Source organism: Streptomyces sp. CB02261 (assembly GCF_001905665.1).
GTDB lineage: Bacteria > Actinomycetota > Actinomycetes > Streptomycetales > Streptomycetaceae > Streptomyces.
On record NZ_LIVX01000003.1, the window covers coordinates 394,331 to 416,634 of the forward strand.

Genomic DNA, 22,304 nt, shown 5'->3' on the forward strand with positions numbered 1-22,304 from the left:
CTTTCACCACCATGAGCGTTGTCACCAACACGACCACCATCGGCGCGATCGAGGCGCCGAGCCGCCGCAACACCGAGCTGGCGCTGCTCGCGTTCGCCGTCGCCATCCCGGTGTTCGCGTACCTCAACGTGGGCCTGGCCATCGACGGCAAGGTCCCGGCCGGCATGCTCGGCTACGGGCTCGGGCTCGCCCTGCTCGCGGGCGTCGCCCACCTCGTGGTGCGGAAGTGGGCCCCGTACTCGGATCCGCTGCTGCTGCCCCTGGCGACCCTGCTCAACGGCATGGGCCTGGTGCTGATCTGGCGTCTCGACCAGTCCCCGCGTCTGATCGCGACGTCGATGCGGCTGTACAAGTCCTTCAGCCCCGACGCCCCCAGCCAGATGATGTACTCGGCGATCGGCATCGCCATGTTCGTGGGCGTCCTGCTGCTGCTGAAGGACCACCGCGTCCTCCAGCGCTACACGTACATCTCGATGGTGCTGTCCCTGATCCTGCTGCTGCTGCCGCTCGTCCCGGGCCTGGGCACGGACAGCTTCGGCGCCAAGATCTGGATCCGCGTCGGCGGTTTCTCGATCCAGCCCGGTGAGTTCGCCAAGCTGGTCCTGGCGGTCTTCTTCTCCGGCTACCTGATGGTGAAGCGGGACGCCCTGGCTCTGGCCAGCCGCCGCTTCATGGGGCTCTACCTGCCCCGTGGCCGCGACCTCGGCCCGATCCTGACGATCTGGGCGGTCAGCCTTCTCATCCTGGTCTTCGAGAACGACCTCGGCACCTCGCTGCTGTTCTTCGGCATGTTCGTGATCATGCTGTACGTGGCGACCGAGCGGACCAGCTGGATCGTCATGGGTCTGCTGATGGCCGCCGTCGGAGCGGTGGCCGTGAGCTCCTTCGCCAGCCACGTCCAGTCCCGTGTGGCGGCCTGGCTCGACCCGTTCGAGTGCCTGAAGACGGCGCCCCCGAACAGCAACATGGCGTACGCGTGTGACCAGATGACCGAAGTCCTGATGTCCTTCGGTTCCGGTGGCATCCTCGGCACGGGCCTCGGTCAGGGCAACTCCGACCTGATCAGCTTCGCGGCCAACTCGGACTTCATCTTCGCCACCGTCGGCGAGGAGCTCGGCCTCGCCGGTGTGATGGTCTTCCTGCTCCTCTACGGGCTGATCATCGAGCGCGGTGTCCGCACCGCCCTCGCCGCCCGTGACCCCTTCGGCAAGCTGCTCGCGATGGGGCTCTCCGGCGCCTTCGCGCTGCAGATCTTCGTCGTCGCCGGCGGCGTGATGGGCCTCATCCCGCTCACCGGTATGACCATGCCGTTCCTCGCGTACGGCGGATCCTCCGTGATCGCCAACTGGGCTCTGATCGGCATCCTGATCCGGATCAGCGACACCGCGCGCCGTCCCGCGCCCGCGCCCGCCCCGTCCCCCGATGCCGAGATGACCCAGGTGGTCCGTCCGTGAACAAGCCGCTGCGCCGGGTCGCGATCTTCTGCGGCCTGCTCATCCTCGCCCTGCTCCTGCGGGACAACTGGCTCCAGTTCGTTCGCGCCGACGAGTTGAACGCCCACCCCGACAACACCCGCGTCCGGATCGAGCGGTACGCGAACCAGCGGGGCAACATCATCGTCGACGGCAAGCCGATCACCGGCTCCGTCGACTCCAAGGACCCGTACTACAAGTACAAGCGGACCTACACCGACGGCCCCATGTGGGCCCCGGTCACCGGCTACGCCTCGCAGGCCTACGACGCCAACCAGATCGAGAAGATCGAGGACGGCATCCTCACCGGCAACGACGACCGGCTGTTCTTCGACCGGACCCTCGCCATGTTCACCGGCGAGAAGAAGAAGGGCGGCGACGTCGTCACCACCCTCAGCGGTGCCGCCCAGAAGGCCGCCTTCGAGGGACTCGGCGACAAGACCGGTGCCGTCGTCGCCATCGAGCCGAAGACCGGCAAGATCCTGGCGATGGCCTCCACCCCCTCGTACGACCCCTCCTCCTTCGCCGGCTACTCCGGCAAGGACGAGAAGGCCTGGGTGGCGCTGGAGAAGGACAAGAACAAGCCGAAGCAGAACCGCGCGCTCCGCGAGATCTACCCGCCCGGTTCCGTCTTCAAGGTCGTCACCGCCGCCGCGGCGCTGGAGAACGGCAAGGTCACCGACATCAACGCGGCGACCGACACCCCCGACGGCTGGAAGATCCCGCTCTCCACCAAGGAGATGGTCAACCACGCCAGCGGCTGCGCCAACGCCAGCCTGAAGCGTGCCCTCGACATCTCCTGCAACTCGGTCTTCGCGAAGCTCGGCGACGACGTCGGCCGGGACAAGATGGTGGAGATGGCCGAGAAGTTCGGCTTCAACGCCGAGCAGTTCACCCCGGTCCGCTCCTCCGCCTCCGTCTACGACAAGAAGGCCGACCGCGGCGGCAACGCGCTCTCGTCCATCGGCCAGTTCAACACCGCGACCACCCCGCTCCAGATGGCGATGGTCACGGCGGCGATCGCCAACGACGGCAAGCTGATGAAGCCGTACATGATCGACCAGCTGCGCGCCCCGAACGTCGACATCATCAAGCAGAACGAGCCGGAGGAGATGAGCCAGCCGGTCTCCCCGAAGAACGCCCAGCTCCTCCAGCAGATGATGGAGAGCGTCGTCGCCAACGGCACCGGCGGCAAGGCCGACCTCAACATGGAGGGCGTGAAGGTCGGCGGCAAGACGGGTACGGCGCAGCACGGCGACAAGAACGCCAAGCGCCCGTACGCCTGGTTCATCTCCTACGCGAAGACCGCCGAGGGCTCCCCGGTCGCGGTCGCCGTCATCGTCGAGGACTCGGCGGGCACCGACCGCGAGGACATCAGCGGTGGCGGTCTCGCCGCCCCGATCGCGAAGGCCGTCATGAAGGCGGTCATGAAGAGCCGCGGCTGACGTCTCGGCCCCGTACGAGCCAGGTACCGGTCAGGTATCAGCTACCGGCCCCGGGCGGAAGGTCCTCCCGGGGCCGGTAGCGTATGCGCGAACAGCACACACCGCCGGACCACCCATGGGTGCGGTCGGGACAGACGGAGAGGGCTGGATTAGCTATGGAAGAGCCGCGTCGCCTCGGCGGCCGGTACGAGCTGGGCTCGGTGCTCGGCCGTGGTGGCATGGCCGAGGTGTACATCGCCCAGGACACCCGGCTCGGCCGCACCGTCGCCGTGAAGACGCTGCGGGCCGACCTGGCCCGCGACCCGTCCTTCCAGGCCCGGTTCCGCCGCGAGGCACAGTCCGCCGCCTCGCTGAACCACCCGGCGATCGTCGCGGTCTACGACACCGGCGAGGACTACGTCGACGGGGTGTCCATCCCGTACATCGTGATGGAGTACGTCGACGGTTCGACCCTGCGTGAGCTGCTGCACTCGGGGCGCAAGCTGCTGCCCGAGCGCACCCTCGAGATGACGGTCGGCATCCTCCAGGCACTGGAGTACTCGCACCGCGCCGGCATCGTGCACCGTGACATCAAGCCGGCGAACGTCATGCTGACGCGTACCGGCCAGGTCAAGGTCATGGACTTCGGCATCGCGCGCGCCATGGGCGACGCGGGCATGACCATGACGCAGACCGCCGCGGTGATCGGCACGGCCCAGTACCTCTCCCCCGAGCAGGCCAAGGGCGAGCAGGTCGACGCCCGCTCCGACCTGTACTCCACCGGCTGCCTGCTGTACGAGCTCCTCACCGTGCGGCCCCCCTTCATCGGTGACTCGCCGGTGGCGGTCGCGTACCAACACGTCCGCGAGGAGCCGCAGGCGCCAAGCAACTTCGACGCCGAGATCACGCCCGAGATGGACGCCATCGTCCTGAAGGCGCTGGTCAAGGACCCCGACTACCGCTACCAGTCCGCCGACGAGATGCGCGCGGACATCGAGGCGTGCCTCGACGGCCAGCCGGTCGCCGCCGCCGCGGCGATGGGCATGGGGATGGGCATGGCGGGCGCCCCGGCGTACGGCGGGGGCTACGGCTATCCGCCGGAGGACCAGCCGACGACGGCGCTGCGCCAGGCCGACCCGGCCGGCCAGACGTCGATGATGCCCCCGGTCAACCACGACGACGGCGGCTACGGCTACGACGACCGCCCCGACCGCCGTCGCGGCGGTCAGAAGAAGTCGAACACCTCGACGATCCTGCTGGTCCTCGCGGGCATCCTGGTGCTCGTCGGCGCGATCTTCATCGGCGTCTCCCTCTTCGACAAGAAGGAGGGCACCCGGCAGGTCTCCGTGCCGCAGCTGGTCGGTCAGACGGTGGACGCGGCGACCGGTCTCGCGGCCAACGCCAGCGTGAAGATGCAGCAGGCCGGCACCGAGCGCTGTGACCAGCCCAAGGGCTCCATCTGCCGCCAGACCCCGGCCGCCGACGGCTCCACGAAGATGGAGACCGGCGGCACGATCCAGGTGTACGTCTCCGAGGGCGCCCCGCTCACCGAGGTCCCGGACGTCGTCGAGCAGTCCCAGGAGCGCGCCGAGGAGTCACTGAAGGACAAGGGCTTCAAGGTCAAGGTCGAGCAGGAGGAGTCCGACGAGGACCCCGGCACGGTCCTGCGCCAGAACCCGCAGGGCGGGACGAAGGCGGAGAAGAACTCCGAGATCACGATCACCGTCGCGAAGCAGAAGCTGAAGACGGTTCCCCCGGTCGTCGGCAACCAGTTCGCCCAGGCCGAGCAGCAGCTGAAGGCGCTCGGGTTCGTCGTGGTCACCGAGTACGTGGACTCCGACAAGCCCAAGGACGAGGTCCTGGAGCAGACCCCGAACGGCAACGCGTCCGCGGCGGAGGGCGCCGAGGTCAAGCTGCGCATCTCGAAGGGCCCGCAGCAGCCGGCCCAGGTGCAGATCCCGGCCGACATCGCCACCAAGCCGTTCAAGGACGTCAAGGCGCAGCTGGAGGCCCTGGGCCTGGTGGTCCAGCAGCAGGGGTCCGACAAGGAGGACGCCATGGTGGTCGGCTCGAACCCGCAGGCGGGTTCGATGATCAACGCCGGCGAGACCGTCACCGTCTACACGGTCGGCGGCGGGGGCAACCCCGGCAACTCCGGTGACAACGGAAACAACGGGGACAACGACGGGAACTCCGACGGCGTCGGCGGCATCTTCGGCTGAGCCCCGCACGGTTGAGCCCGCTCGGCCGATCCCGCACCCATGGGAAGAGCCCCGGTATCCAGTGGATGCCGGGGCTCTTCCCATGGCCGGACGAGAAGCGCTCAGCCGAGTTCCGCCGGAGGCGTCCGGGCGCGGTCGACCTTCTCGGTGCGCTCCAGCTCGCCCCAGACGATGTACCGGTAGTCGGAGGTGTACATCGGGGTGCAGGTGGTCAGGGTGATGAAGCGGCCGGGCTTGGTCCGGCCGGATTCCTTCGGCACGGGCTGGAGGACGTCCACGTTGTACTTCGTGGTCTGCGGCAGGGACTTGTAGACCTTGTAGACGTACCAGGTGTCCTTCGACTCGAAGACGATCGCGTCCCCGGTCTTCAGCTTGTGGATGTTGTGGAACTTGGCCCCGTGCCCGTCCCGGTGCGCGGCGAGCGTGAAGTTGCCCTGCTTGTCCTGCGGGAGCGCGGACTTGATCGGGTCGGTGTAGTAGCCGGCGACACCGTTGTTGAGGATGGCGCTGGTGGTGCCCTGCTTGACGAGGATCTCGTCGTCGCCCATGGCGGGGACGTGCAGGAAGCCGATGCCGTCCTTGGTGTCGAGCGCTCCGGGGCCGTCGGCCCAGCGGTCGCGGACCTGGGCGCCGTCCTGGTCGGCGGCGCGGTCGGCGAGGACGTTCGTCCACCACAGGGAGTAGACGACGAAGAGGCCGAGGACCACGCCCGCCGTGATGAGGAGTTCACCGAAGAGGCTGATGATCCCGGCGATCCGATTACGCACGCGTGCCACTAGGTCGTCCCGTCGTCCCGTCCGGAGGTGTGGGGTCTCAGCCTACGAGCGCCGCCGGCTTTCCCTTGCTGCGCGGTCGTTCCTCGACCAGCCTGCCCCAGACGATCATCCGGTACGTGCTGGTGAACTCGGGCGTGCAGGTGGTCAGCGTGATGTACCGGCCGGGCTCGGTGAAGCCCGATCCCTTCGGCACGGGGTCGATCACGGAGACGTTCGAGGGCGTCGTCTGCGGCAGGATGCTCGCCATCTCGTAGGTGTAGTACGCGTTCTGGGTCTCGACGACGATCGGGTCGCCGGGCTTCAGGCGGTTGATGTACCGGAACGGTTCGCCGTGGGTGTTGCGGTGGCCGGCGACCGCGAAGTTGCCCTGCTTGTCGGACGGCATGGCCGTCTTGAGCTTGCCCTCGGCGTAGTGGCCGGCCATGCCCTTGTCGAGGACCTTGGTCTTGTCGATGCCCTCGGCGACGGGGACGACGACGTCGAGCTTGGGGATGTACATGATGGCGAAACCCTCGCCCGGCTCGAAGGCTTCCGGCTTGGTCTCGCCCTTGGCCCAGGTGTCCTCGATCTGTTCCTTCGCCTGGTCGGTCTCCTGGCCTGCCAGGACGTTCGTCCACCACAGCTGGTAGGTGACGAAGAGCAGCATGACGACGCCGAAGGTGATGAAGAGTTCGCCGACGGCCCGGCTGGCGATGACGCCGAAGCTGTCCTTGGCGGCGCGCGCGGCGCGGCGGGCCTCGACGCGGGAGAGCGGAGCGGGGGCCGGGGCGGCGGGAGAGGGGCCGGGCGGGCCGCCACGGCCCTTGCCGCGGCCGCCCTTGGCGGCGCGGCGCCGTGCGGCCCTGCCGGGGCCGGGAAGGGGCTCCACGGCCTGTAGGGGCCTCGTCTCGTCCGCGGAGCTCTCCGGGGCCTTCTCGGTCTCCTGCGGCTCGTACGAGGGCGCGTAGGGGTCTTCGTAGGGGGTCGGGGGGTCGGGGCGGGGGCGGGCCTGCTCGGGCGCCGCCGCATGCCCGTGACCGGGGGACTGCTGGTACGCGGTGGGGGCCTGCTCGTAGGCCGGGTCCTGTCCGTAGGCGGAACTCTCGCCGTACGCGGGGCCGCCCTGCCCGTAGGCGGGGCCCTGCCCGTAGGCGGTGGGGGTCTGCTCGTACGCGGGGCCCTGCCCGTAGGCGGTGGGGGGCTGGCCGTACGCCGGGCCCTGGCCGTAGGCGGTCGGGCCCTGTCCGTCCGCGGCGTTCGCCCCGTACGCGGGCGCCTCCCCGTACTGCTGCGTGGCTTCCTGCCGTGCGGCCGGTTCACCGTACGGGGGCGGCGACGGAACCCCGTACGGGTCAGCGGGTATCGGCTCGGGTCCCGGCTCGTCCGTCTCCCGGAACCACGGAGAGCCCGCCGTCACGCGACGGCCTTGCCCACCACCGGCGCGAGCCCCGCCGACCGTCCGACCGCCCCCCTGTCGCCGCACTGCTCCAGCCAGTTGGCGAGCATCAGGTGGCCGTGCTCGGTGAGGACCGACTCGGGGTGGAACTGGACGCCCTCGACGGGCAGTTCCCGGTGGCGCAGGCCCATGATGATGCCGTCCTCGGTCCGCGCGGTGACCTCCAGCTCGGCCGGCAGGGCGGCGGGCTCGGCGGCCAGCGAGTGGTAGCGGGTGGCGGTGAACGGCGACGGCAGACCGGCGAAGACGCCCTTGCCCTCGTGCGTGACGGGGGAGGTCTTGCCGTGCAGCAGCTCGGGGGCCCGGTCGACCACGCCGCCGTACGCGACCGCCATCGACTGCATGCCGAGGCAGACGCCGAAGACGGGCACGCCCGTGTCCGCGCAGTGCCGGACCATGTCGATGCAGACGCCGGCCTGCTCGGGCGTCCCGGGTCCAGGTGAGAGCAGGACGCCGTCGAAGCCGTCCTGGGCGTGGCTCAGCTCGACCTCGTCGTTGCGGAGGACTTCGCACTCGGCGCCGAGCTGGTAGAGGTACTGAACGAGGTTGAAGACGAAGCTGTCGTAGTTGTCGACGACGAGAATTCGCGCGCTCACTGGCCGTCCACCGTCACATCGTTGAACGGAAGCAGAGGCTCCGCCCAGGGGAACACGTACTGGAAGAGGGCGTAGACGACCGCGAGGACCAGCACGATCGAGATCAGCGCCCGCACCCACGCGTTGCCCGGCAGATGCCGCCAGATCCAGCCGTACATGACGTCGACCGCCCCTTCCGTTCGTTACGGGGACCAGAGTACGGGTCGAGGGGGCCGTGGGGGGTCAGCCGGCCAAAGCCTGTGGATAACCGTCGGCGACCGGTGAGGTGGCGTCGAGGTGCGCCCAGACGACGAGTCGGTGGCTGCTGCCCCACTCGGGTTCGCAGGTGGTGAGGGTGAGATAGCGGCCCGGGCCGTCGAAGCCCGATTTCACCGGCGTCGGGTCGACGACCCCGACGTCCGTCGGCACGGTCCGGTAGGGGCCGCGGGCGATGCGGTACGTGAACCAGGTCGTCCCGTCGGTCAGGACGACCGCGTCGCCGGCGCGCAGCCTCGGGAAGTCCCGGAAGGGGTCCCCGTGGGTGCGGCGGTGGCCGGCGACGGCGAAGTTGCCGGTGCCGCCGAGGCGGGCGGTGGCCGCGTAGTGCCCGAGGCCCTTCTTCAGGACGTCCGCGCCGGTGCCTTCGAGGACCGGCCATGCCCAGTCCCTGCCGAGCCGGGGGACGTACATGACGGCGATCCCCCTGCCCGGGGCGTACGGCAGGGCCCCGGGGGCGGGGGTGGCCGCGACCGGGGTGTTCGTCCACTGCCGCTGGAGGGCGTCGATCTGGCCGGCGCTCGCGCTCGTGGCCTGGACACCGGTCCAGTACAGGACGTACACGACGAAGAGGACGATCAGGGCGCCGACGGTGAGGCAGAGTTCGCTGAGGGTCCTCACGACGAGACGCAAGCGCCCCTCCCGCGGTCGACGATCCGAGGCCGTCAGCTCACCGGCTTCGCCTGGCGGAGGTCCACTGTGCCCGAGTACCCGGGCAGAGTCACCGCCTTGTGCTCGTCGACTTTCCAGCCGAGCCCGTACGCCTTCACGTACAGCTGGTAGTTCTGGATCGCCGGGGAGCCCGCGAGCGCCCTGCTCAGCTTCCCCCGGTCACCGACGGCCGTGATCTTGTACGGGGGCGAGTAGACGCGGCCCTGGAGGATCAGGGTGTTGCCGACGCAGCGCACGGCGCTGGTCGAGATGAGCCGCTGGTCCATGACCCGGATGCCCTCGGCGCCGCCCTGCCACAGGGCGTTGACGACGGCCTGGAGGTCCTGCTGGTGGATGACGAGGTCGTTGGCCTGCGGCTCGGGGTAGCCGGGGGCGGGCTGGGCGTTCGGCGGGGCGTCGTCGAGGGTGACGGTGAGGCCGGAGCCGGAGACCTCGGTGGTGCCGGCCGCCGCCTCGAGCGCGTCGAGTCTCGCGTCCTCCGCTCGGGTGGATCCGTCGTCCCGTGCCGCGAGAGAATCGACCTGGGAGCGGAGGGCGGCGGTGGACTCGTCGAGGCCGGCGTTCTTGTGGCTGCGCTCCTCGATCAGGTCGGAAAGCCGCAGCAGGGAGGCGTCCGTGCGGATATTGGTGCCCTTGGCGGTGTTGAAGCTGGTGACGAAGATCAGTCCGGCGAGGGCGAAAACGGCAAGGGTGAGGACCCGGACGGGGCGCCACCTCGCGGTGCGGCCCGCTCCTTCGGGAGTCCCGGCGGAATTGCTCAACGTACCCTGATCCCCTTCGGTGCCGCGGAACCACTACGCTAACGGACGCCTGGGGGACGCAGTCGTCCTCCTTCGTCACATCCCGGCGCCAGCCACAGTTCCCTGCGCGGTCACGCAGCGCATCGACAGGAGAGTCCCTCGTGCCGAAGTCACGGATCCGCAAGAAGGCCGACTTCACGCCTCCGCCCGCCAAGCAGGCCACCAGTATCAAGCTGACCAACCGCAGCTGGGTGGCGCCTGTGATGCTGGCACTGTTCGCCATCGGTCTGGTGTGGATCGTGGTCTTCTACGTCACCGACGGCTCGATGCCGATCGAGTCGATCCGGAACTGGAACATCGTGGTGGGCTTCGGCTTCATCGCGGCCGGATTCGGTGTCTCGACGCAGTGGAAGTAGCGGCGGTCGCGCCTCACCGGAGGCCGCTCGTCAAGCTCTGCCCTGAACTTATCCACAGCGTTGTGCACAGCACTGGATAACTTACGAAGATCTGTGGATAACTCACGCGAGGTTGACGCTGGTATGACCGGAATCACCCTCGCGCGAGTCCCGTACGCCCCTCGTCTCCCTGGAGAAACACCAGGTCAGAGACGGGGGGCGCGGTCTTTCCCCACAGAGCGACCCCACTTCGCCACGCACTGTGGATAACTCTGGGGAAAGCTCACAGAAAAGCAGAGGTGAGCTCTTCCACAGCCCTGTGCGCTCAGGTGAGCGCCGCCGAGCGGGCCAGCACGATCCCCAGGTCGAGCAGGAGCACCAGACCACAGGCGCCGTACTGCACCAGGTCCCGCCGGGCCCGGGGAGCGTGCACCAGCGCGTACGTCACCAGGGCTCCCGCGACGAGACCACCGACGTGGGCCTCCCAGGAGATCCCCGGACGGGTGAACGTCATGAGCAGCGACAGGGCCACGAAGAGGACCACCGGCCGCATGTCGTGGCGGCGCCGGCGGGCGAGCACCACCCAGGCGCCGATCAGTCCGTAGACGACACCGGAGGCACCCAGCGACGGCTGGTTCGGCGCGGCGACGAGATAGGCCAGCACGGAGCCGGAGAGACCGGAGAGCAGGCAGAGTGCCGCGTACCGGATCCGGCCCAGCTCGGGTTCGACGATCCCGCCGATCACCCACAGGCCCAGCACGTTGAAGAGGATGTGCCAGATCTCCTGGTGGAGGACGGTCGACGTCACCAGCCGGTACCACTCGCCGTCCGCGACGCCGACGACCTCGCCGAGCCCCGGGCTGAAGGCGTAGCCGATGAGCACGAGCTCGTCGACGAACCGGTCCCCGGCGGCCAGGACCGCGAGGAAGACCGCGAGGTTGATCCCGATGAGGATCTTGGTGACGAGTCGGTCGTCGGACGCCACCTTGCCGCCCGCGAGGGTCCTCGGCTGGTTGGCGTCGGCGGCGTGGCCGGTCCCCGAGCCGTCGCGAACGCAGTCGGGGCACTGGAAGCCGACGGAGGCGGAGATCATGCACCGCGTGCAGATCGGCTTGTCGCAGCGGGTGCAGCGGATGCCGGTCTCGGCCTCCGGGTGGCGGTAGCAGCGGGGCGGACCGGAGGGGTCCGAGGAGGGTCGCGGGTCCATGGAGGTTCCGTCCCTTCCCTTCTCAGCGCTTCTCGATCACCACGGACTCGATGACCACGTCCTGCAGCGGTCGCTCGGTGTGCGGGTCGGTCGCGGTGGTCGCGATGGCGTCCACGACCTTCCTGCTCTCCTTGTCCACGACCTCGCCGAAGATCGTGTGCTTGCGGTTCAGCCAGGTCGCGGGGCCGACGGTGACGAAGAACTGCGAGCCGTTGGTCCCCGGCCCCGCGTTGGCCATGGCCAGCAGGTAGGGGCGGTCGAAGAAGAGCTCCGGGTGGAACTCGTCGGCGAACTCGTAGCCCGGGCCGCCCGTACCGTTCCCCAGCGGATCGCCGCCCTGGATCATGAAGCCCTTGATGACCCGGTGGAAGACCGTGCCGTCGTAGAGCGGGTCCGAGGAGACCGTGCCGGTCGCGGGGTGCGTCCACTCGCGCTCGCCGCCGGCGAGTTCGACGAAGTTGCGGACGGTCTTCGGGGCGTGGAACGGCATCAGCCGCACCTCGATGTCACCCAGGCTGGTCTTGAGGATCGCGTACAGCTGCTCGGCCACGGTCGCCTTCCGTCCACGTCGTGTCGCGTCATGCCACGTCTGTCCCTGGCGCTCCGATCCTCGCATGCCCCCGTATGCCCGTCCCACATGCCGGACCTGATCCTGAGGGGCATGATTCGGAAAAGGATGGAAAGGTGAAAAAACGACACCGCCACCGAGGAGGAGGAATCCTGTGACCCGCATGGACAGCGTGCGCGCCGCGACAGATTCGGCGAAGGAGAGCGTCTTGCACGCCGCGGAAGTGGTGGCGCCGTACGCCGAGACGGCCAAGGACCAGTGCTCGCAGTACGCGCACGAGGCACGCGTGCTGCTCGCGCCGAAGGTCTCGAAGGCCGCGCACCAGGCCCGAGCGCAGGCTCGTGCGCAGTACGACGTGTACGTCGCACCGCGTGTTCCGCCGCGGGTCGACGCGGCCGCACACCGTGCGGCGGTCAAGACCCGCAGGGCCGCCCGTCAGGCGGCCGACTACACCGTCCCGCGTGTCGAGAACGCGGTCGCCGCGACCGGTCCCGTCCTTGAGGAGGCCGGGTCGCGTTCCACTGCCGCCTGGGCCGCGCTGCGCGGTCAGGTCACGCCGAGGGAAATCCAGAAGATCGTGAAGAAGCACGAGCGTCGGGCCAGGGCCGGACGCCTCGCCAAGGGCCTCGTGGTCCTGGGCGTTCTCGCCGGCGGCGCGTTCGCCGCCTGGAAGTGGTGGGACAAGCAGGCCAATCCCGACTGGCTGGTCGAACCGCCCGCTCCCACCGAGGTGGACGAGGATCCCGTACTGGCGTCGGTCGACGACAGCGAGGCTCCGCTCGACCCTGAGGTGGAGGCCAAGGAGACCGAGGCCGAAGCCGCGGCCGCAGCCGAGAAGGCCGCCGAACGCGACAAGCGCCGCTGATCGACCGGCTCACAACTGGGTCCTGCCGGGGTCTGTCGGGGTTTCCGTCAGGGCCCTCTGCCAGGTTCCGACGGGTTCCTGCCGGAGTCGTCGGTCCGGGTTCCGCCGGACCGTCGTGGTCCAGTCGGGTCCTGCCGGGGTCGTGCTGGGGTTCTGCCGGGGTCCTGCTGGGGTTCTGCCGGGGTCCTGCTGGTCAGCGGGGCCCTTCCGGGTCCTGCCGGACGCCGGGTGCCGCTGGGTCCTGCGAGGAGGTGCCGGGCTCTGCCGAATCCTGCGAAGAGGTGCGGGCTCTGCCGGGTCCTCCGGAGAGGAACGGGGCTCTGGCGAGTCCCGCGAAGAGGTGCGGCGGCGGGGAGTACGCGTTCGTCGTCTCCCCGCGCCCTACGCCGCCGAGGCGAGCGCCAGCTCCGTCAGCGCGGCCGGCTCGTCCGACTCGGCCGTGGCGGCCGAGGAGCGGTGCCGGGAGGACGGGGACGATCCGTGCGCCTCGGCGGCGATGCGCTGCTTGATCGTGGGCGGCAGGGAGCGGTCCCCGGCGACGGGCCACCGGTGGGCGCGCTGTGCCGGTACGGAGGCGAGCGCGGCTCGCTCCTTCACGACGGGCGCGGTGGCGGAGACGGGGGTGGCCGGCTCCTCGGGCTGCTGGACGGCGGGCTGCTGCGTCGCGGCGGCGGGGCCCGCGAGGCCGACGGAGGCGAGCAGGGCGAAGAGGACGGAGATGAAGGCGGTCCAGAACTGCTTGACCTTGGCGGTGGCCATGGCCCCTCACTTTCGTGACGTTCCCGGATGGATCATTTCGGTTTGCGCGCTTTACGTACTTTCCTCATGATGTGGATGCGCGCCCGAAATCCGCGGAACGTCGCCGTTGCCGCGCAGTTCTTCCGATGAACACCACCCGTCCGGACCAGTGCGGCCCGGACGGAGTCCGTGACGGGCTAGGCGAGACGCCGCTTGAGATACCGGCTGAGCGGCTTCTCGACCATCTTGTGCACCAGGTACGAGAGCACCAGCATTCCGGCGATCAGCGAGCCGAGGAGCACCCACGGGTCGACGCCACGCGGTGCGAAGTAGCTGATGAACTCCCAGCCGATGACCTGGTGCAGGAGGTACAGCGGGTACGTCAGTGCGCCCGCGATCGGCAGCCACCGCCACTGGATGCCCGAGAGCTTCCCGGTCGCGATCAGCGCCATGATTCCGAAGAATCCGCCGAGCAGCACGATCACGGGCCAGGCGGCCCGGTCACCGAGGAAGGTGAGGCGCTTGAACTCCTCGATGGTGGGCGCGAGGGAAGCGCAGAAGGAGATGCCGACGATGCCGAAGAGCAGCAGGTTCGGGCGGAAGCGGTACATCAGGTAGAACGCCATGCCGACGATGAAGAACCAGCTGTACTCGGGGATCAGCAGCAGCCGCAGCGGTCCCGGAGGGGCCTTCGCGACGAGGAGCGTCGCCGCGCCCCAGACGCAGCAGAACGCGATCACGCGCTGGTAGGTGAGTCCGAACCAGGCCAGCGCCGCGAAGAGGAGATAGAAGCGGAGCTCCGTGAAGAGCGTCCAGTAGACGGGGTCGACGTGCTCGACCCGGAGCGGCTGCTGGAGCATCGTCAGGTTGGTGAGGATGTCGTTCCACGCGAGGTGGCGCCGCCCGCCGGGGATCACCATGACGGTGACCGTGGTCGCGATCACCGCGAACCAGTACGCCGGGTAGAGCCGCACGACGCGGGAGACGAAGAAGGCCTTCACCGGCCGGCCCCAGGCGCTCATGCAGATGACGAAGCCGCTGATCACGAAGAACAGCTGGACGCCGAGGTAGCCGTACGCCGATATTCGGAAGACGTCGGGGAATATCTCCCTGACCGGGGTGGGCCAGCCGCCGCCACGGGCCGTGAAGTGGTACACGACCACCATGAGCGCGGCTGCCAGACGAAGGCCGTCGAGCGCGTACAGACGGCCGGGGCGCCTGACCCCGAGGTTCGGCGCGACCACGGTCTCTGGCCGTATTCGCGGCGCGGGCAGCGCGGATTGCAGCTGGTTCAACACTCGGAGATCCCCACCTAGGTCTGCGGCCGGAGAGCGACCCTGGGTCGTACGGGGCGTCAGCTCGGCGCAGTGAGCATAGGTGGCTCACAGATTCCGTACAACATTTGATATGCGTGATATGCCACTCAGCGCGTCGGGCCCGCGACGCACGACAGCCCCCCGTTCCCGCGTTTCCGCGGTTCAGGGGGGCTGCGCGAGGAGTGGAGCCTAGGGGAGTCGAACCCCTGACATCTGCCATGCAAAGACAGCGCTCTACCAACTGAGCTAAGGCCCCGGAACGAGAACAGCGTACCGGGTCACCCCCCATGTCCGGCAAAAGGATTGGGACTCCCGGTCCGCGACCACTCTCCGTAAGATGCTGACCGAGGTTCGCAGTGGCGAACCGCAGGGATGGGGAGAAGTCATGGACGCAGCGCAGCAGGAAGCCACGGCCAGAGCCAGAGAGCTTCAGCGCAGTTGGTACGGGGAGCCGTTGGGGGCGCTCTTCCGTCGGCTGATCGACGATCTCGGGCTCAACCAGGCCAGGCTCGCGGCGGTGCTCGGGCTCTCCGCGCCCATGCTCTCCCAGCTGATGAGCGGCCAGCGCGCCAAGATCGGCAACCCGGCCGTCGTCCAGCGCGTCCAGGCGCTCCAGGAGCTCGCCGTGCAGGTCGCCGACGGCAGCGTCAGCGCCGCCGAGGCCACCGACCGCATGGACGAGGTCAAGAAGTCGCAGGGCGGCTCCGTCCTCACCAGCACCGGTCAGACCACCACCGGCCCCGGCGCTCCGACCGTGCGCCGCGTGGTGCGCGAGATCCAGTCGCTGCTGCGCTCCGTCGCGGCGGCGGGCGACATCATCGACGCGGCGGACTCCCTCGCCCCGGCCCATCCGGAACTGGCAGAGTTCCTCAGGGTGTACGGCGCCGGGCGCACCGCGGACGCGGTCGCCCACTACGAGGCCCACCAGAACTGACGCGGGCGGCAGCCGGCGGGCACCGCCGAGGGACGAGGCAACGGGGAGCGGAGCGGCACGATGGGTGAGGTCTTCGCCGGCCGGTACGAGCTGGTCGACCCGATCGGGCGGGGCGGTGCGGGCGCGGTGTGGCGCGCCTGGGACCACCGTCGGCGCCGCTATGTGGCGGCCAAGGTGCTGCTGCAGAGCGACGCGCACACCCTGCTCCGCTTCGTCCGCGAGCAGGCGCTGCGGATCGATCACCCGCATGTCCTCGCCCCGGCCAGCTGGGCCGCCGACGACGACAAGGTCCTGTTCACCATGGACCTGGTCGCCGGCGGCTCCCTGGCCCACGTCATCGGCGACTACGGCCCGCTGCCTCCCCGGTTCGTCTGCGTCCTGCTCGACCAGCTGCTGTCGGGCCTGGCCACGGTGCACGCCGAGGGGGTCGTGCACCGGGACATCAAGCCCGCCAACATCCTCATGGACGTCACCGGCACCGGCCGGCCGCATCTGCGGCTCTCCGACTTCGGCATCTCCATGCGCAAGGGCGAACCTCGCCTCACCGAGACCGACTACGTCGTGGGCACGCCCGGCTACTTCGCGCCCGAGCAGCTCCTCGGCGCCGATCCGGACTTCACCGCCGACCTCTTCGCCGTCGGCCTGGTCGCCCTCTATCTGCTCCAGGGCCGCAGGCCGGACTCCCGGGCCCTGGTCGAGCATTTCCTCACGCACGGCACCCCCAGCGCCCCCGAGGGCATCCCCGAGCCCCTGTGGCAGGTGCTCGCCGGGCTGCTCCAGCCCGATCCGCAGGCTCGCTTCCGGACGGCCACGGGCGCGCGCAAGGCGCTGTCCGCCGCCGTGGAGATGCTTCCCGAGCCGCCCGCCGACGAGCAGCCGGTCGAGATCTTCGACCAGCTCGGCCCCCTGCCGTCCGGATTCGGCCCGCAGGGCCCCACGGGCCCCTCCGCCGCGTCCGCGGCCTCGCAGGCCCCCCAGGGCCCGGCCGGGGCCGCCGCGCCCGGTGCCGTGCCGGCGGGGCCCGCCCTCACGCCCGTACCGCCCCAGCAGCCCCCACAGCCGCAGTACCAGCCCCGGCACCCGGCCGCTCCCCACGCCGCCCCGGTCGTCGGGGCCGCGCCGCTGCCCGGTCCCTCCGAGACGGGCAGCTTCCATCTGCCCCCACCGGTCACGCACCCGACCCCCTCCTTCGAACGGACACCCACCGCGGCGGTGCCGTACGGACAAGCCCCTACTCATCCATACACCGCTCGCCCCGATCAGGTTCCCGCCCAGCACACGCCGCCCGCGCAGCACACCCTGTCCGTGCCGCCTGCCCCCGTACGCCGACCGGGACCGCCCCCGAAGGTGACGATCCCGGTCCTGCTGCTCGCGCTCGTGTGCTTCGCGGTCGGCTTCTGGGCCCTCACCCAGACCTGAGCGGCATGCTCCCGGCGCCCACCGGGAGCACAGGCCTCACGCCGCCCGCCGCCGCGCCACCAGCGTCCATGCGCCGAGACCGAGCAGCAGCGCCGTGCCGCTGCCGATGCCGGCCACCGCGACGACCTGCATGGAGCCGTTCGGCTCGGCCGCCCGCGCCGCGCTGGCGCCGTTCGCGGCGGCCTCCTTGTCGTCGGCGGTCACCGTGAACGGCCCCGGGTCACCGTCGTACCCCGGCCCCGGCTTCGCGTCGCCCCGCACGGAGACCCGCAGGGTCAGCGGCACCGGCTTGTCCCCGTACTCCTCGGCGACCGCCGGGTTGAGCGTGGCCGACAGGTAGTACCAGCCGGCGAACCGCATGCCGCTGGTGGCGTCCTGGTACGAGGTGCGGTTCTCGTGGGCCACCGGCCGCAGCGCGTCCAGCGCCAGGGTCGAGGGCTTCCCGTTGTAGCTGGCGGTGTTCTCGTCGACGTGTCCGAGCGCCGGGTTCTCCAGGGAGAGGATCAGGGCGCTGCCGATGTACTCGTCACCGCTGGCGCTGCTGCCGAGTTCGGCGCTGGCGAAGAGCTGCTGCCCCCAGTCGACCGGCACCCGGTAGAAGAGCGTCTGTCCCGGCCGGATGTCGGACCGCCACTCGCCCTGGGTCAGCGAGGTGGCGTCGTGGATCCCGGAGCCGCCCTGCCGCGGCGTGGGGCCGCCCGTGGGCGGCGCGGGGGTGCCGGAGGCCCACACCTCGGGGAGCTTGGCCGGCCCCGCCTTCTTCAGGCCCGGCTCGGTCACGTACCGGATCTCGAGTTCCCAGTCGTCGGGGCTCGAGGTCGCCTTCGACTCGCGCTCGACGAGGACGTAGTAGGCGCCCGCGTCCTGACAGCTGGAGCTGTCCGCGTTCACGGTGCGGCGGGCGTAGGCGGCGAGCGGTCGCGTGTACTCGGCGGAGGTGAAGTTCACCTGCTGGTAGCCGCACTCGGTGCCGGAGGTGTCCTGCATGCTGACCTTGAAGCCGTCGCCGTACTCGACCTTGCCGCCGGTCTTCGGGACGGCGACCACGGAGACGTACGCGTTCCGCTTGTCGTCGAGGTCGACCCGGTAGTAGACCTTGCCGTCCTTCTTGAGCGTGTCGCGGTAGGTCTGCCCGGTCCGCAGCCGGGCGGCGTCCGCGCTCGAAGCGGCCCCCCGGACCGGCTGTGCCGCGCTGTCGAAGGCGTACGGCGGAAGCCCGCCTCCGTCGGCCGCCGCCCGGCCGGGGACCGCCACCGGCGACTGCCCCGGGGCCGCCGCCGCCTGACCGGGCAGGGTCGCCACCGCTCCCATCGCCGCGGCCGCGGTGATCAGGGCCCCCGCCCTCCGGCCGAAGCCGGCCTGCGTCCTCACCCGTGTCTCCTCTTCACTCCAGCAAGTCGACGGTTAGCTCAGGCAAAGCAAAGCCCCGGCCCGCTCACGCGCGGCCGGGGCTTCACCCACAGACGGTCTTCGTCTCAGACACCCGAACCTGCGGGCACGGAGTCGGTCGCCTCCGTCCACAGATCCTGCTCGGCGCGATCCGCCTGGATCTGGCGGTACACGAGGAGCCCGCCGATGGCGGCCAGTGCGACCAGGAGCAGCTTCTTCACCGCGCGACCTCGTCTTTCGTTGACGTAGGAGACTTCTGACGCCCACTCTACACATCGACCGATACCAATCGGTGATCTGTACGAGCTTCAAACCTCCCGTGGTCCCCGGAGAAACAGATCGACCCGGACGGAGTAACCGTCCGGGTCGATCGATGCTGTGGGGCTAACAGGATTTGAACCTGTGGCCTCATCCTTATCAGGGATGCGCTCTAACCAACTGAGCTATAGCCCCGCCGCGCTCTGCGGTGTGTGTCCCGCGCGCTGACTCCTGAAGATTAGCGCACGTGGGGGCCAGTCCCAAAATCCGTTCCCGGACCGGCCCCGCGCGTCCTACTCGTCCTCGGCGAGCGTCAGCTCCACACCGCCGACGAAGCCGGCCGACAGGTTGTAGATGAACGCGCCCAGGGTCGCCAGGGCGGTCATCAGGACCACGTCGATCACGGCGATCACCGAGGTGAACATCAGCACCCGCGGCAGCGACAGGAACGACTGCAGGTCGAAGCCGTTGGACTCGTTCGAGCCCGTGGCCTCGCTGATCGTGCCGCCGACCGTCGAGAAGACGCCCATGGCGTCCATGACCATCCACAGCACCGCCGCCGCGACGACCGTGCAGATGCCCAGTGCGATGGAGAGCAGGAAGCTCACCTTCATCACCGACCACGGATCGGCCTTGGCCACCCGCAGCCGCGCCTTGCGCGTCCGGGGCGTCGTACGCGCCCCCGTACGCGGCCGGCGCACGGCCCCGGTGCCCGCCTGGCCGCCCGGCGCCGGAGCGCCGTACGCCTGCGGCGGGTGGTAGGGCCCGCCCGGCTGCTGCGCTCCCGCGCGCTCGCCGGGCAGCGGCCCGTTGTAGCTCTCGTACGAGGGCTGCTGCCCCCGAGTGTCCGTCACCGCAACCCCCTGGGAGTCCGTGGCGGAGCCACGGGCGCCGTTCGCTCCAGCACCAGCAGAAGCTCCGGCGGCCGCCGATCCGGCGCCCGTGGCTCCACTCACGCTCTTACTCCTCGTGCTCCCCGGCCGAGGGCTCCGTGCCCTCGGCTGCCTCGGTCTCGACCACCACGGTCTCGACCACCGCGGCCTCCGACGCCTCCACGGCGCCCTCGGCGTCGATGGCTTCGTCGGCGTCCTCGACGTCTTCGTCGCTGCCGGCCTCGGCGTTACGTGCGATGCCGACGACGGCATCGCGCTTGCCCAGGTTGATCAGCTGGACGCCCATGGTGTCACGGCCGGTCTCCCTGACTTCGTTGACTCGCGTACGAATCACACCGCCGGACAGCGTGATGGCGAGGATCTCGTCCGTCTCCTCGACCACCAGCGCGCCCACGAGCGAACCACGGTCCTCCACGATCTTGGCGGCCTTGATACCGAGGCCGCCGCGGCCCTGGACGCGGTACTCGTCGACGGGGGTGCGCTTCGCGTACCCGCCGTCGGTCGCGGTGAAGACGAACGTACCGGGCCGGACGACATTCATCGAGAGCAGCTCGTCGTCCGCGCGGAAACTCATCCCCTTGACGCCCGAGGTGGCGCGTCCCATCGGACGCAGCGCCTCGTCCGTGGCGGTGAAGCGGATCGACTGCGCCTTCTTGCTGATGAGCAGCAGATCGTCCTCGGCCGAGACCAGTTCGGCCCCGATCAGCTCGTCGTCGCCGCCGTCCTCCGTCTCCCGGAGGTTGATCGCGATGACACCGCCCGAGCGCGGCGAGTCGTAGTCCTTCAGCGCGGTCTTCTTGACCAGACCGGCCTTGGTGGCGAGCACCAGGTACGGCGCGGCCTCGTAGTCGCGGATCGCCAGGATCTGGGCGATCTGCTCGTCCGGCTGGAAGGCGAGCAGGTTGGCCACGTGCTGGCCGCGCGCGTCCCGGCCGGCGTCCGGCAGCTCGTACGCCTTGACCCGGTAGACACGGCCCTTGTTGGTGAAGAAGAGCAGCCAGTGGTGGGTCGTGGAGACGAAGAAGTGGTCGACGATGTCGTCCTGCTTCAGCTTCGTGCCGCGCACGCCCTTGCCGCCGCGCTTCTGCGAGCGGTAGTCCTCGGTCTTCGTCCGCTTCACGTAGCCACCGCGCGAGATGGTGACGACGATGTCCTCCTCGGCGATCAGGTCCTCGATGGACATGTCACCGTCGAAGGGCACCAGCTTGGAGCGGCGGTCGTCGCCGAACTTCTCGACGAGCGCGGCCAGTTCCTCGCTGACGATCGCGCGCTGGCGCTCCGGGGAGGCCAGGATCGCGTTGTACTCGTTGATCTTCGCCTGGAGTTCGTCGTGCTCGGCGACGATCTTCTGGCGCTCCAGGGCGGCGAGCCGGCGGAGCTGCATCTCCAGGATCGCGTTGGCCTGGATCTCGTCGATCTGGAGCAGGTCCATCAGGCCGCCGCGCGCGACCTCGACGGTGTCGCTGCGCCGGATGAGCGCGATGACCTCGTCGATGGCGTCGAGGGCCTTGAGCAGACCGCGCAGGATGTGGGCGCGCTCCTCGGCCTTGCGCAGCCGGAACTTCGTCCGGCGGACGATGACCTCGATCTGGTGCGTCACCCAGTGGCGGATGAACGCGTCGAGCGAGAGGGTGCGCGGCACGCCGTCGACGAGCGCCAGCATGTTGGCGCCGAAGTTCGTCTGGAGGTCGGTGTGCTTGTACAGGTTGTTGAGGACGACCTTGGCGACGGCGTCGCGCTTGAGCACGATGACCAGGCGCTGGCCGGTCCGGGACGAGGTCTCGTCACGGACGTCGGCGATGCCGCCGATCTTGCCGTCCTTCACCAGGTCGGCGATCTTCTGCGCGAGGTTGTCGGGGTTGGTCTGGTACGGCAGCTCCGTGACCACCAGGCACTGGCGGTTCTGGATCTCCTCGACCTCGACGACCGCGCGCATCGTGATCGAGCCACGGCCGGTGCGGTACGCCTCCTCGATGCCCTTGCGGCCGACGACGAGCGCGCCGGTGGGGAAGTCCGGTCCCTTGATGCGCTCGATCAGCGCGTCGAGGAGCTCCTCGTGGGTGGCGTCGGGGTGTTCGAGCGCCCACTGGGCACCGGCCGCGACCTCGCGCAGGTTGTGCGGCGGGATGTTGGTCGCCATGCCGACCGCGATGCCGGCGCTGCCGTTGATCAGCAGGTTCGGGAAGCGGGACGGCAGGACCGTCGGCTCCTGGTTGCGGCCGTCGTAGTTGTCCTGGAAGTCGACGGTCTCCTCGTCGATGTCCCGGAGCATCTCCATCGACAGCGTCATGAGCTTGCACTCGGTGTACCGCATGGCGGCGGCCGGGTCGTTGCCCGGGGAGCCGAAGTTGCCGTTCGAGTCGACGAGCGGCATGCGCATCGACCAGGGCTGGGCGAGGCGGACGAGCGCGTCGTAGATCGAGGAGTCGCCGTGCGGGTGGTACGTACCCATGACGTCGCCGACGACGCGGGCGCACTTGTAGAAGCCCTTCTCGGGCCGGTAGCCGCCGTCGTACATCGCGTACAGCACGCGCCGGTGGACGGGCTTGAGGCCGTCCCGTACGTCGGGCAGCGCGCGGGACACGATGACGGACATCGCGTAGTCGAGGTACGAGCGCTGCATCTCGGTCTCGAGCCCGACGGGCTCGATCCGCAGCACGGGCTCCTGCTCTTCGGTGGTGCCGGGAGTGTTTTCGTCGGCCATTGCTGGTCGTCAGTCCTTTCGTACGG

General features: G+C 69.7%; 21 protein-coding genes and 2 tRNA genes. 7 read left to right on the top strand and 16 right to left on the bottom strand.

Annotated features, from left to right (window positions below; all coding sequences use genetic code 11):
- Positions 1–11 precede the first annotated feature (11 nt).
- From AMK29_RS11970 to pknB, 3 genes are all read left to right on the top strand, one after another.
- Positions 12–1,454 (top strand): FtsW/RodA/SpoVE family cell cycle protein, encoded by a 1,443-nt coding sequence (locus AMK29_RS11970; RefSeq protein ID WP_073811588.1) that lies wholly within the window; start codon positions 12–14, stop codon positions 1,452–1,454.
- Positions 1,451–2,917, top strand: coding sequence for a peptidoglycan D,D-transpeptidase FtsI family protein (locus tag AMK29_RS11975; protein WP_073811590.1), 1,467 nt, complete (start codon positions 1,451–1,453; stop codon positions 2,915–2,917). The genes AMK29_RS11970 and AMK29_RS11975 overlap by 4 nt, the downstream gene beginning before the upstream one ends.
- A gap of 155 nt (positions 2,918–3,072) precedes the next feature.
- Complete coding sequence (gene pknB, locus AMK29_RS11985) at positions 3,073–5,118, top strand: Stk1 family PASTA domain-containing Ser/Thr kinase (RefSeq protein ID WP_073811593.1); 2,046 nt, start codon at positions 3,073–3,075, stop codon at positions 5,116–5,118.
- 101 nt (positions 5,119–5,219) lie between these two features.
- Here pknB and AMK29_RS11990 read toward each other — a convergent pair whose 3' ends face one another.
- The 6 genes from AMK29_RS11990 to AMK29_RS12010 form a co-directional block, all read right to left on the bottom strand.
- Positions 5,220–5,894 carry a class E sortase gene (locus tag AMK29_RS11990; RefSeq protein WP_073811596.1) on the bottom strand — a complete coding sequence of 225 codons (675 nt, stop codon included), beginning with the start codon at positions 5,892–5,894 and terminating at the stop codon, positions 5,220–5,222.
- Positions 5,895–5,931: 37 nt separating this feature from the next.
- Positions 5,932–7,290, bottom strand: coding sequence for a class E sortase (locus AMK29_RS11995; RefSeq protein ID WP_073811598.1), 1,359 nt, complete (start codon positions 7,288–7,290; stop codon positions 5,932–5,934).
- Positions 7,287–7,925 (bottom strand): aminodeoxychorismate/anthranilate synthase component II, encoded by a 639-nt coding sequence (locus AMK29_RS12000; RefSeq protein ID WP_073811601.1) that lies wholly within the window; start codon positions 7,923–7,925, stop codon positions 7,287–7,289. Before AMK29_RS12000 ends, AMK29_RS11995 begins: the two co-directional genes overlap by 4 nt.
- Positions 7,922–8,083 (bottom strand): hypothetical protein, encoded by a 162-nt coding sequence (locus AMK29_RS36670; protein WP_024760376.1) that lies wholly within the window; start codon positions 8,081–8,083, stop codon positions 7,922–7,924. Before AMK29_RS36670 ends, AMK29_RS12000 begins: the two co-directional genes overlap by 4 nt.
- Before the next feature lie 64 nt (positions 8,084–8,147).
- Positions 8,148–8,813: a class E sortase gene (locus tag AMK29_RS12005; protein ID WP_073811604.1), complete on the bottom strand. Its 666-nt coding sequence runs from the start codon at positions 8,811–8,813 to the stop codon at positions 8,148–8,150.
- A 32-nt stretch (positions 8,814–8,845) separates the two neighbouring features.
- Positions 8,846–9,613 (bottom strand): DUF881 domain-containing protein, encoded by a 768-nt coding sequence (locus AMK29_RS12010; protein WP_073811607.1) that lies wholly within the window; start codon positions 9,611–9,613, stop codon positions 8,846–8,848.
- A 140-nt stretch (positions 9,614–9,753) separates the two neighbouring features.
- Here AMK29_RS12010 and crgA point away from each other — a divergent pair, with 140 nt between their 5' ends.
- Positions 9,754–10,008, top strand: a complete 255-nt coding sequence (gene crgA, locus AMK29_RS12015) for a cell division protein CrgA (RefSeq protein WP_030321260.1) — start codon at positions 9,754–9,756, stop codon at positions 10,006–10,008.
- 304 nt (positions 10,009–10,312) lie between these two features.
- On the opposite strand, the gene AMK29_RS12020 is transcribed toward crgA, so the two are convergent.
- Entirely contained in the window at positions 10,313–11,194 is an 882-nt protein-coding gene (locus AMK29_RS12020) for a rhomboid family intramembrane serine protease (RefSeq protein WP_073811609.1), read from the bottom strand.
- 22 nt (positions 11,195–11,216) lie between these two features.
- Positions 11,217–11,744: a peptidylprolyl isomerase gene (locus AMK29_RS12025; protein WP_073811612.1), complete on the bottom strand. Its 528-nt coding sequence runs from the start codon at positions 11,742–11,744 to the stop codon at positions 11,217–11,219.
- A gap of 172 nt (positions 11,745–11,916) precedes the next feature.
- Here AMK29_RS12025 and AMK29_RS12030 point away from each other — a divergent pair, with 172 nt between their 5' ends.
- A complete protein-coding gene (locus AMK29_RS12030; RefSeq protein ID WP_073811615.1) occupies positions 11,917–12,627 on the top strand; it encodes a DUF5324 family protein in 711 nt (236 codons plus the stop codon).
- A 381-nt stretch (positions 12,628–13,008) separates the two neighbouring features.
- Here the strand turns inward: AMK29_RS12030 and AMK29_RS36675 are convergent, their stop codons facing one another.
- The 3 genes from AMK29_RS36675 to AMK29_RS12045 form a co-directional block, all read right to left on the bottom strand.
- Positions 13,009–13,386: a DUF6344 domain-containing protein gene (locus AMK29_RS36675; protein ID WP_073811618.1), complete on the bottom strand. Its 378-nt coding sequence runs from the start codon at positions 13,384–13,386 to the stop codon at positions 13,009–13,011.
- A 176-nt stretch (positions 13,387–13,562) separates the two neighbouring features.
- Positions 13,563–14,660 carry an acyltransferase family protein gene (locus AMK29_RS12040; protein ID WP_241845302.1) on the bottom strand — a complete coding sequence of 366 codons (1,098 nt, stop codon included), beginning with the start codon at positions 14,658–14,660 and terminating at the stop codon, positions 13,563–13,565.
- Positions 14,661–14,864: 204 nt separating this feature from the next.
- Positions 14,865–14,937: transfer RNA gene (locus tag AMK29_RS12045), tRNA-Ala, on the bottom strand.
- Between the two features lie 129 nt (positions 14,938–15,066).
- On the opposite strand from AMK29_RS12045, the gene AMK29_RS12050 reads away from it, so the two are divergent.
- Both AMK29_RS12050 and AMK29_RS12055 read left to right on the top strand, forming a co-directional pair.
- On the top strand, positions 15,067–15,615 hold the full coding sequence (locus AMK29_RS12050; RefSeq protein WP_073811621.1) for a helix-turn-helix domain-containing protein: 549 nt from the start codon (positions 15,067–15,069) through the stop codon (positions 15,613–15,615).
- 60 nt (positions 15,616–15,675) lie between these two features.
- Positions 15,676–17,034 (top strand): serine/threonine-protein kinase, encoded by a 1,359-nt coding sequence (locus AMK29_RS12055; RefSeq protein WP_073811623.1) that lies wholly within the window; start codon positions 15,676–15,678, stop codon positions 17,032–17,034.
- 36 nt (positions 17,035–17,070) lie between these two features.
- On the opposite strand, the gene AMK29_RS12060 is transcribed toward AMK29_RS12055, so the two are convergent.
- The 5 genes from AMK29_RS12060 to gyrA form a co-directional block, all read right to left on the bottom strand.
- Entirely contained in the window at positions 17,071–18,405 is a 1,335-nt protein-coding gene (locus AMK29_RS12060) for a hypothetical protein (protein ID WP_079196843.1), read from the bottom strand.
- A gap of 104 nt (positions 18,406–18,509) precedes the next feature.
- Positions 18,510–18,644: a DLW-39 family protein gene (locus AMK29_RS12065; RefSeq protein ID WP_003958712.1), complete on the bottom strand. Its 135-nt coding sequence runs from the start codon at positions 18,642–18,644 to the stop codon at positions 18,510–18,512.
- A 158-nt stretch (positions 18,645–18,802) separates the two neighbouring features.
- Positions 18,803–18,876, bottom strand: a tRNA-Ile gene (locus AMK29_RS12070).
- A gap of 98 nt (positions 18,877–18,974) precedes the next feature.
- Positions 18,975–19,637 (bottom strand): DUF3566 domain-containing protein, encoded by a 663-nt coding sequence (locus tag AMK29_RS12075; RefSeq protein WP_073811625.1) that lies wholly within the window; start codon positions 19,635–19,637, stop codon positions 18,975–18,977.
- Positions 19,638–19,641: 4 nt separating this feature from the next.
- Positions 19,642–22,278, bottom strand: a complete 2,637-nt coding sequence (gene gyrA, locus AMK29_RS12080; RefSeq protein WP_073811628.1) for a DNA gyrase subunit A — start codon at positions 22,276–22,278, stop codon at positions 19,642–19,644.
- Positions 22,279–22,304 lie beyond the last annotated feature (26 nt).

What these genes read in the sequence shown, in the direction of transcription:
- AMK29_RS36675 (WP_073811618.1), bottom strand. Translation starts at nt 13,386, where the DNA reads ATGGCCACCGCCAAGGTCAAGCAGTTCTGGACCGCCTTCATCTCCGTC.
- gyrA (WP_073811628.1), bottom strand. Translation starts at nt 22,278, where the DNA reads ATGGCCGACGAAAACACTCCCGGCACCACCGAAGAGCAGGAGCCCGTG.
- AMK29_RS36670 (WP_024760376.1), bottom strand. Translation starts at nt 8,083, where the DNA reads ATGTACGGCTGGATCTGGCGGCATCTGCCGGGCAACGCGTGGGTGCGG.
- AMK29_RS11970 (WP_073811588.1), top strand. Translation starts at nt 12, where the DNA reads ATGAGCGTTGTCACCAACACGACCACCATCGGCGCGATCGAGGCGCCG.
- AMK29_RS12055 (WP_073811623.1), top strand. Translation starts at nt 15,676, where the DNA reads ATGGGTGAGGTCTTCGCCGGCCGGTACGAGCTGGTCGACCCGATCGGG.
- AMK29_RS12050 (WP_073811621.1), top strand. Translation starts at nt 15,067, where the DNA reads ATGGACGCAGCGCAGCAGGAAGCCACGGCCAGAGCCAGAGAGCTTCAG.
- AMK29_RS12020 (WP_073811609.1), bottom strand. Translation starts at nt 11,194, where the DNA reads ATGGACCCGCGACCCTCCTCGGACCCCTCCGGTCCGCCCCGCTGCTAC.
- pknB (WP_073811593.1), top strand. Translation starts at nt 3,073, where the DNA reads ATGGAAGAGCCGCGTCGCCTCGGCGGCCGGTACGAGCTGGGCTCGGTG.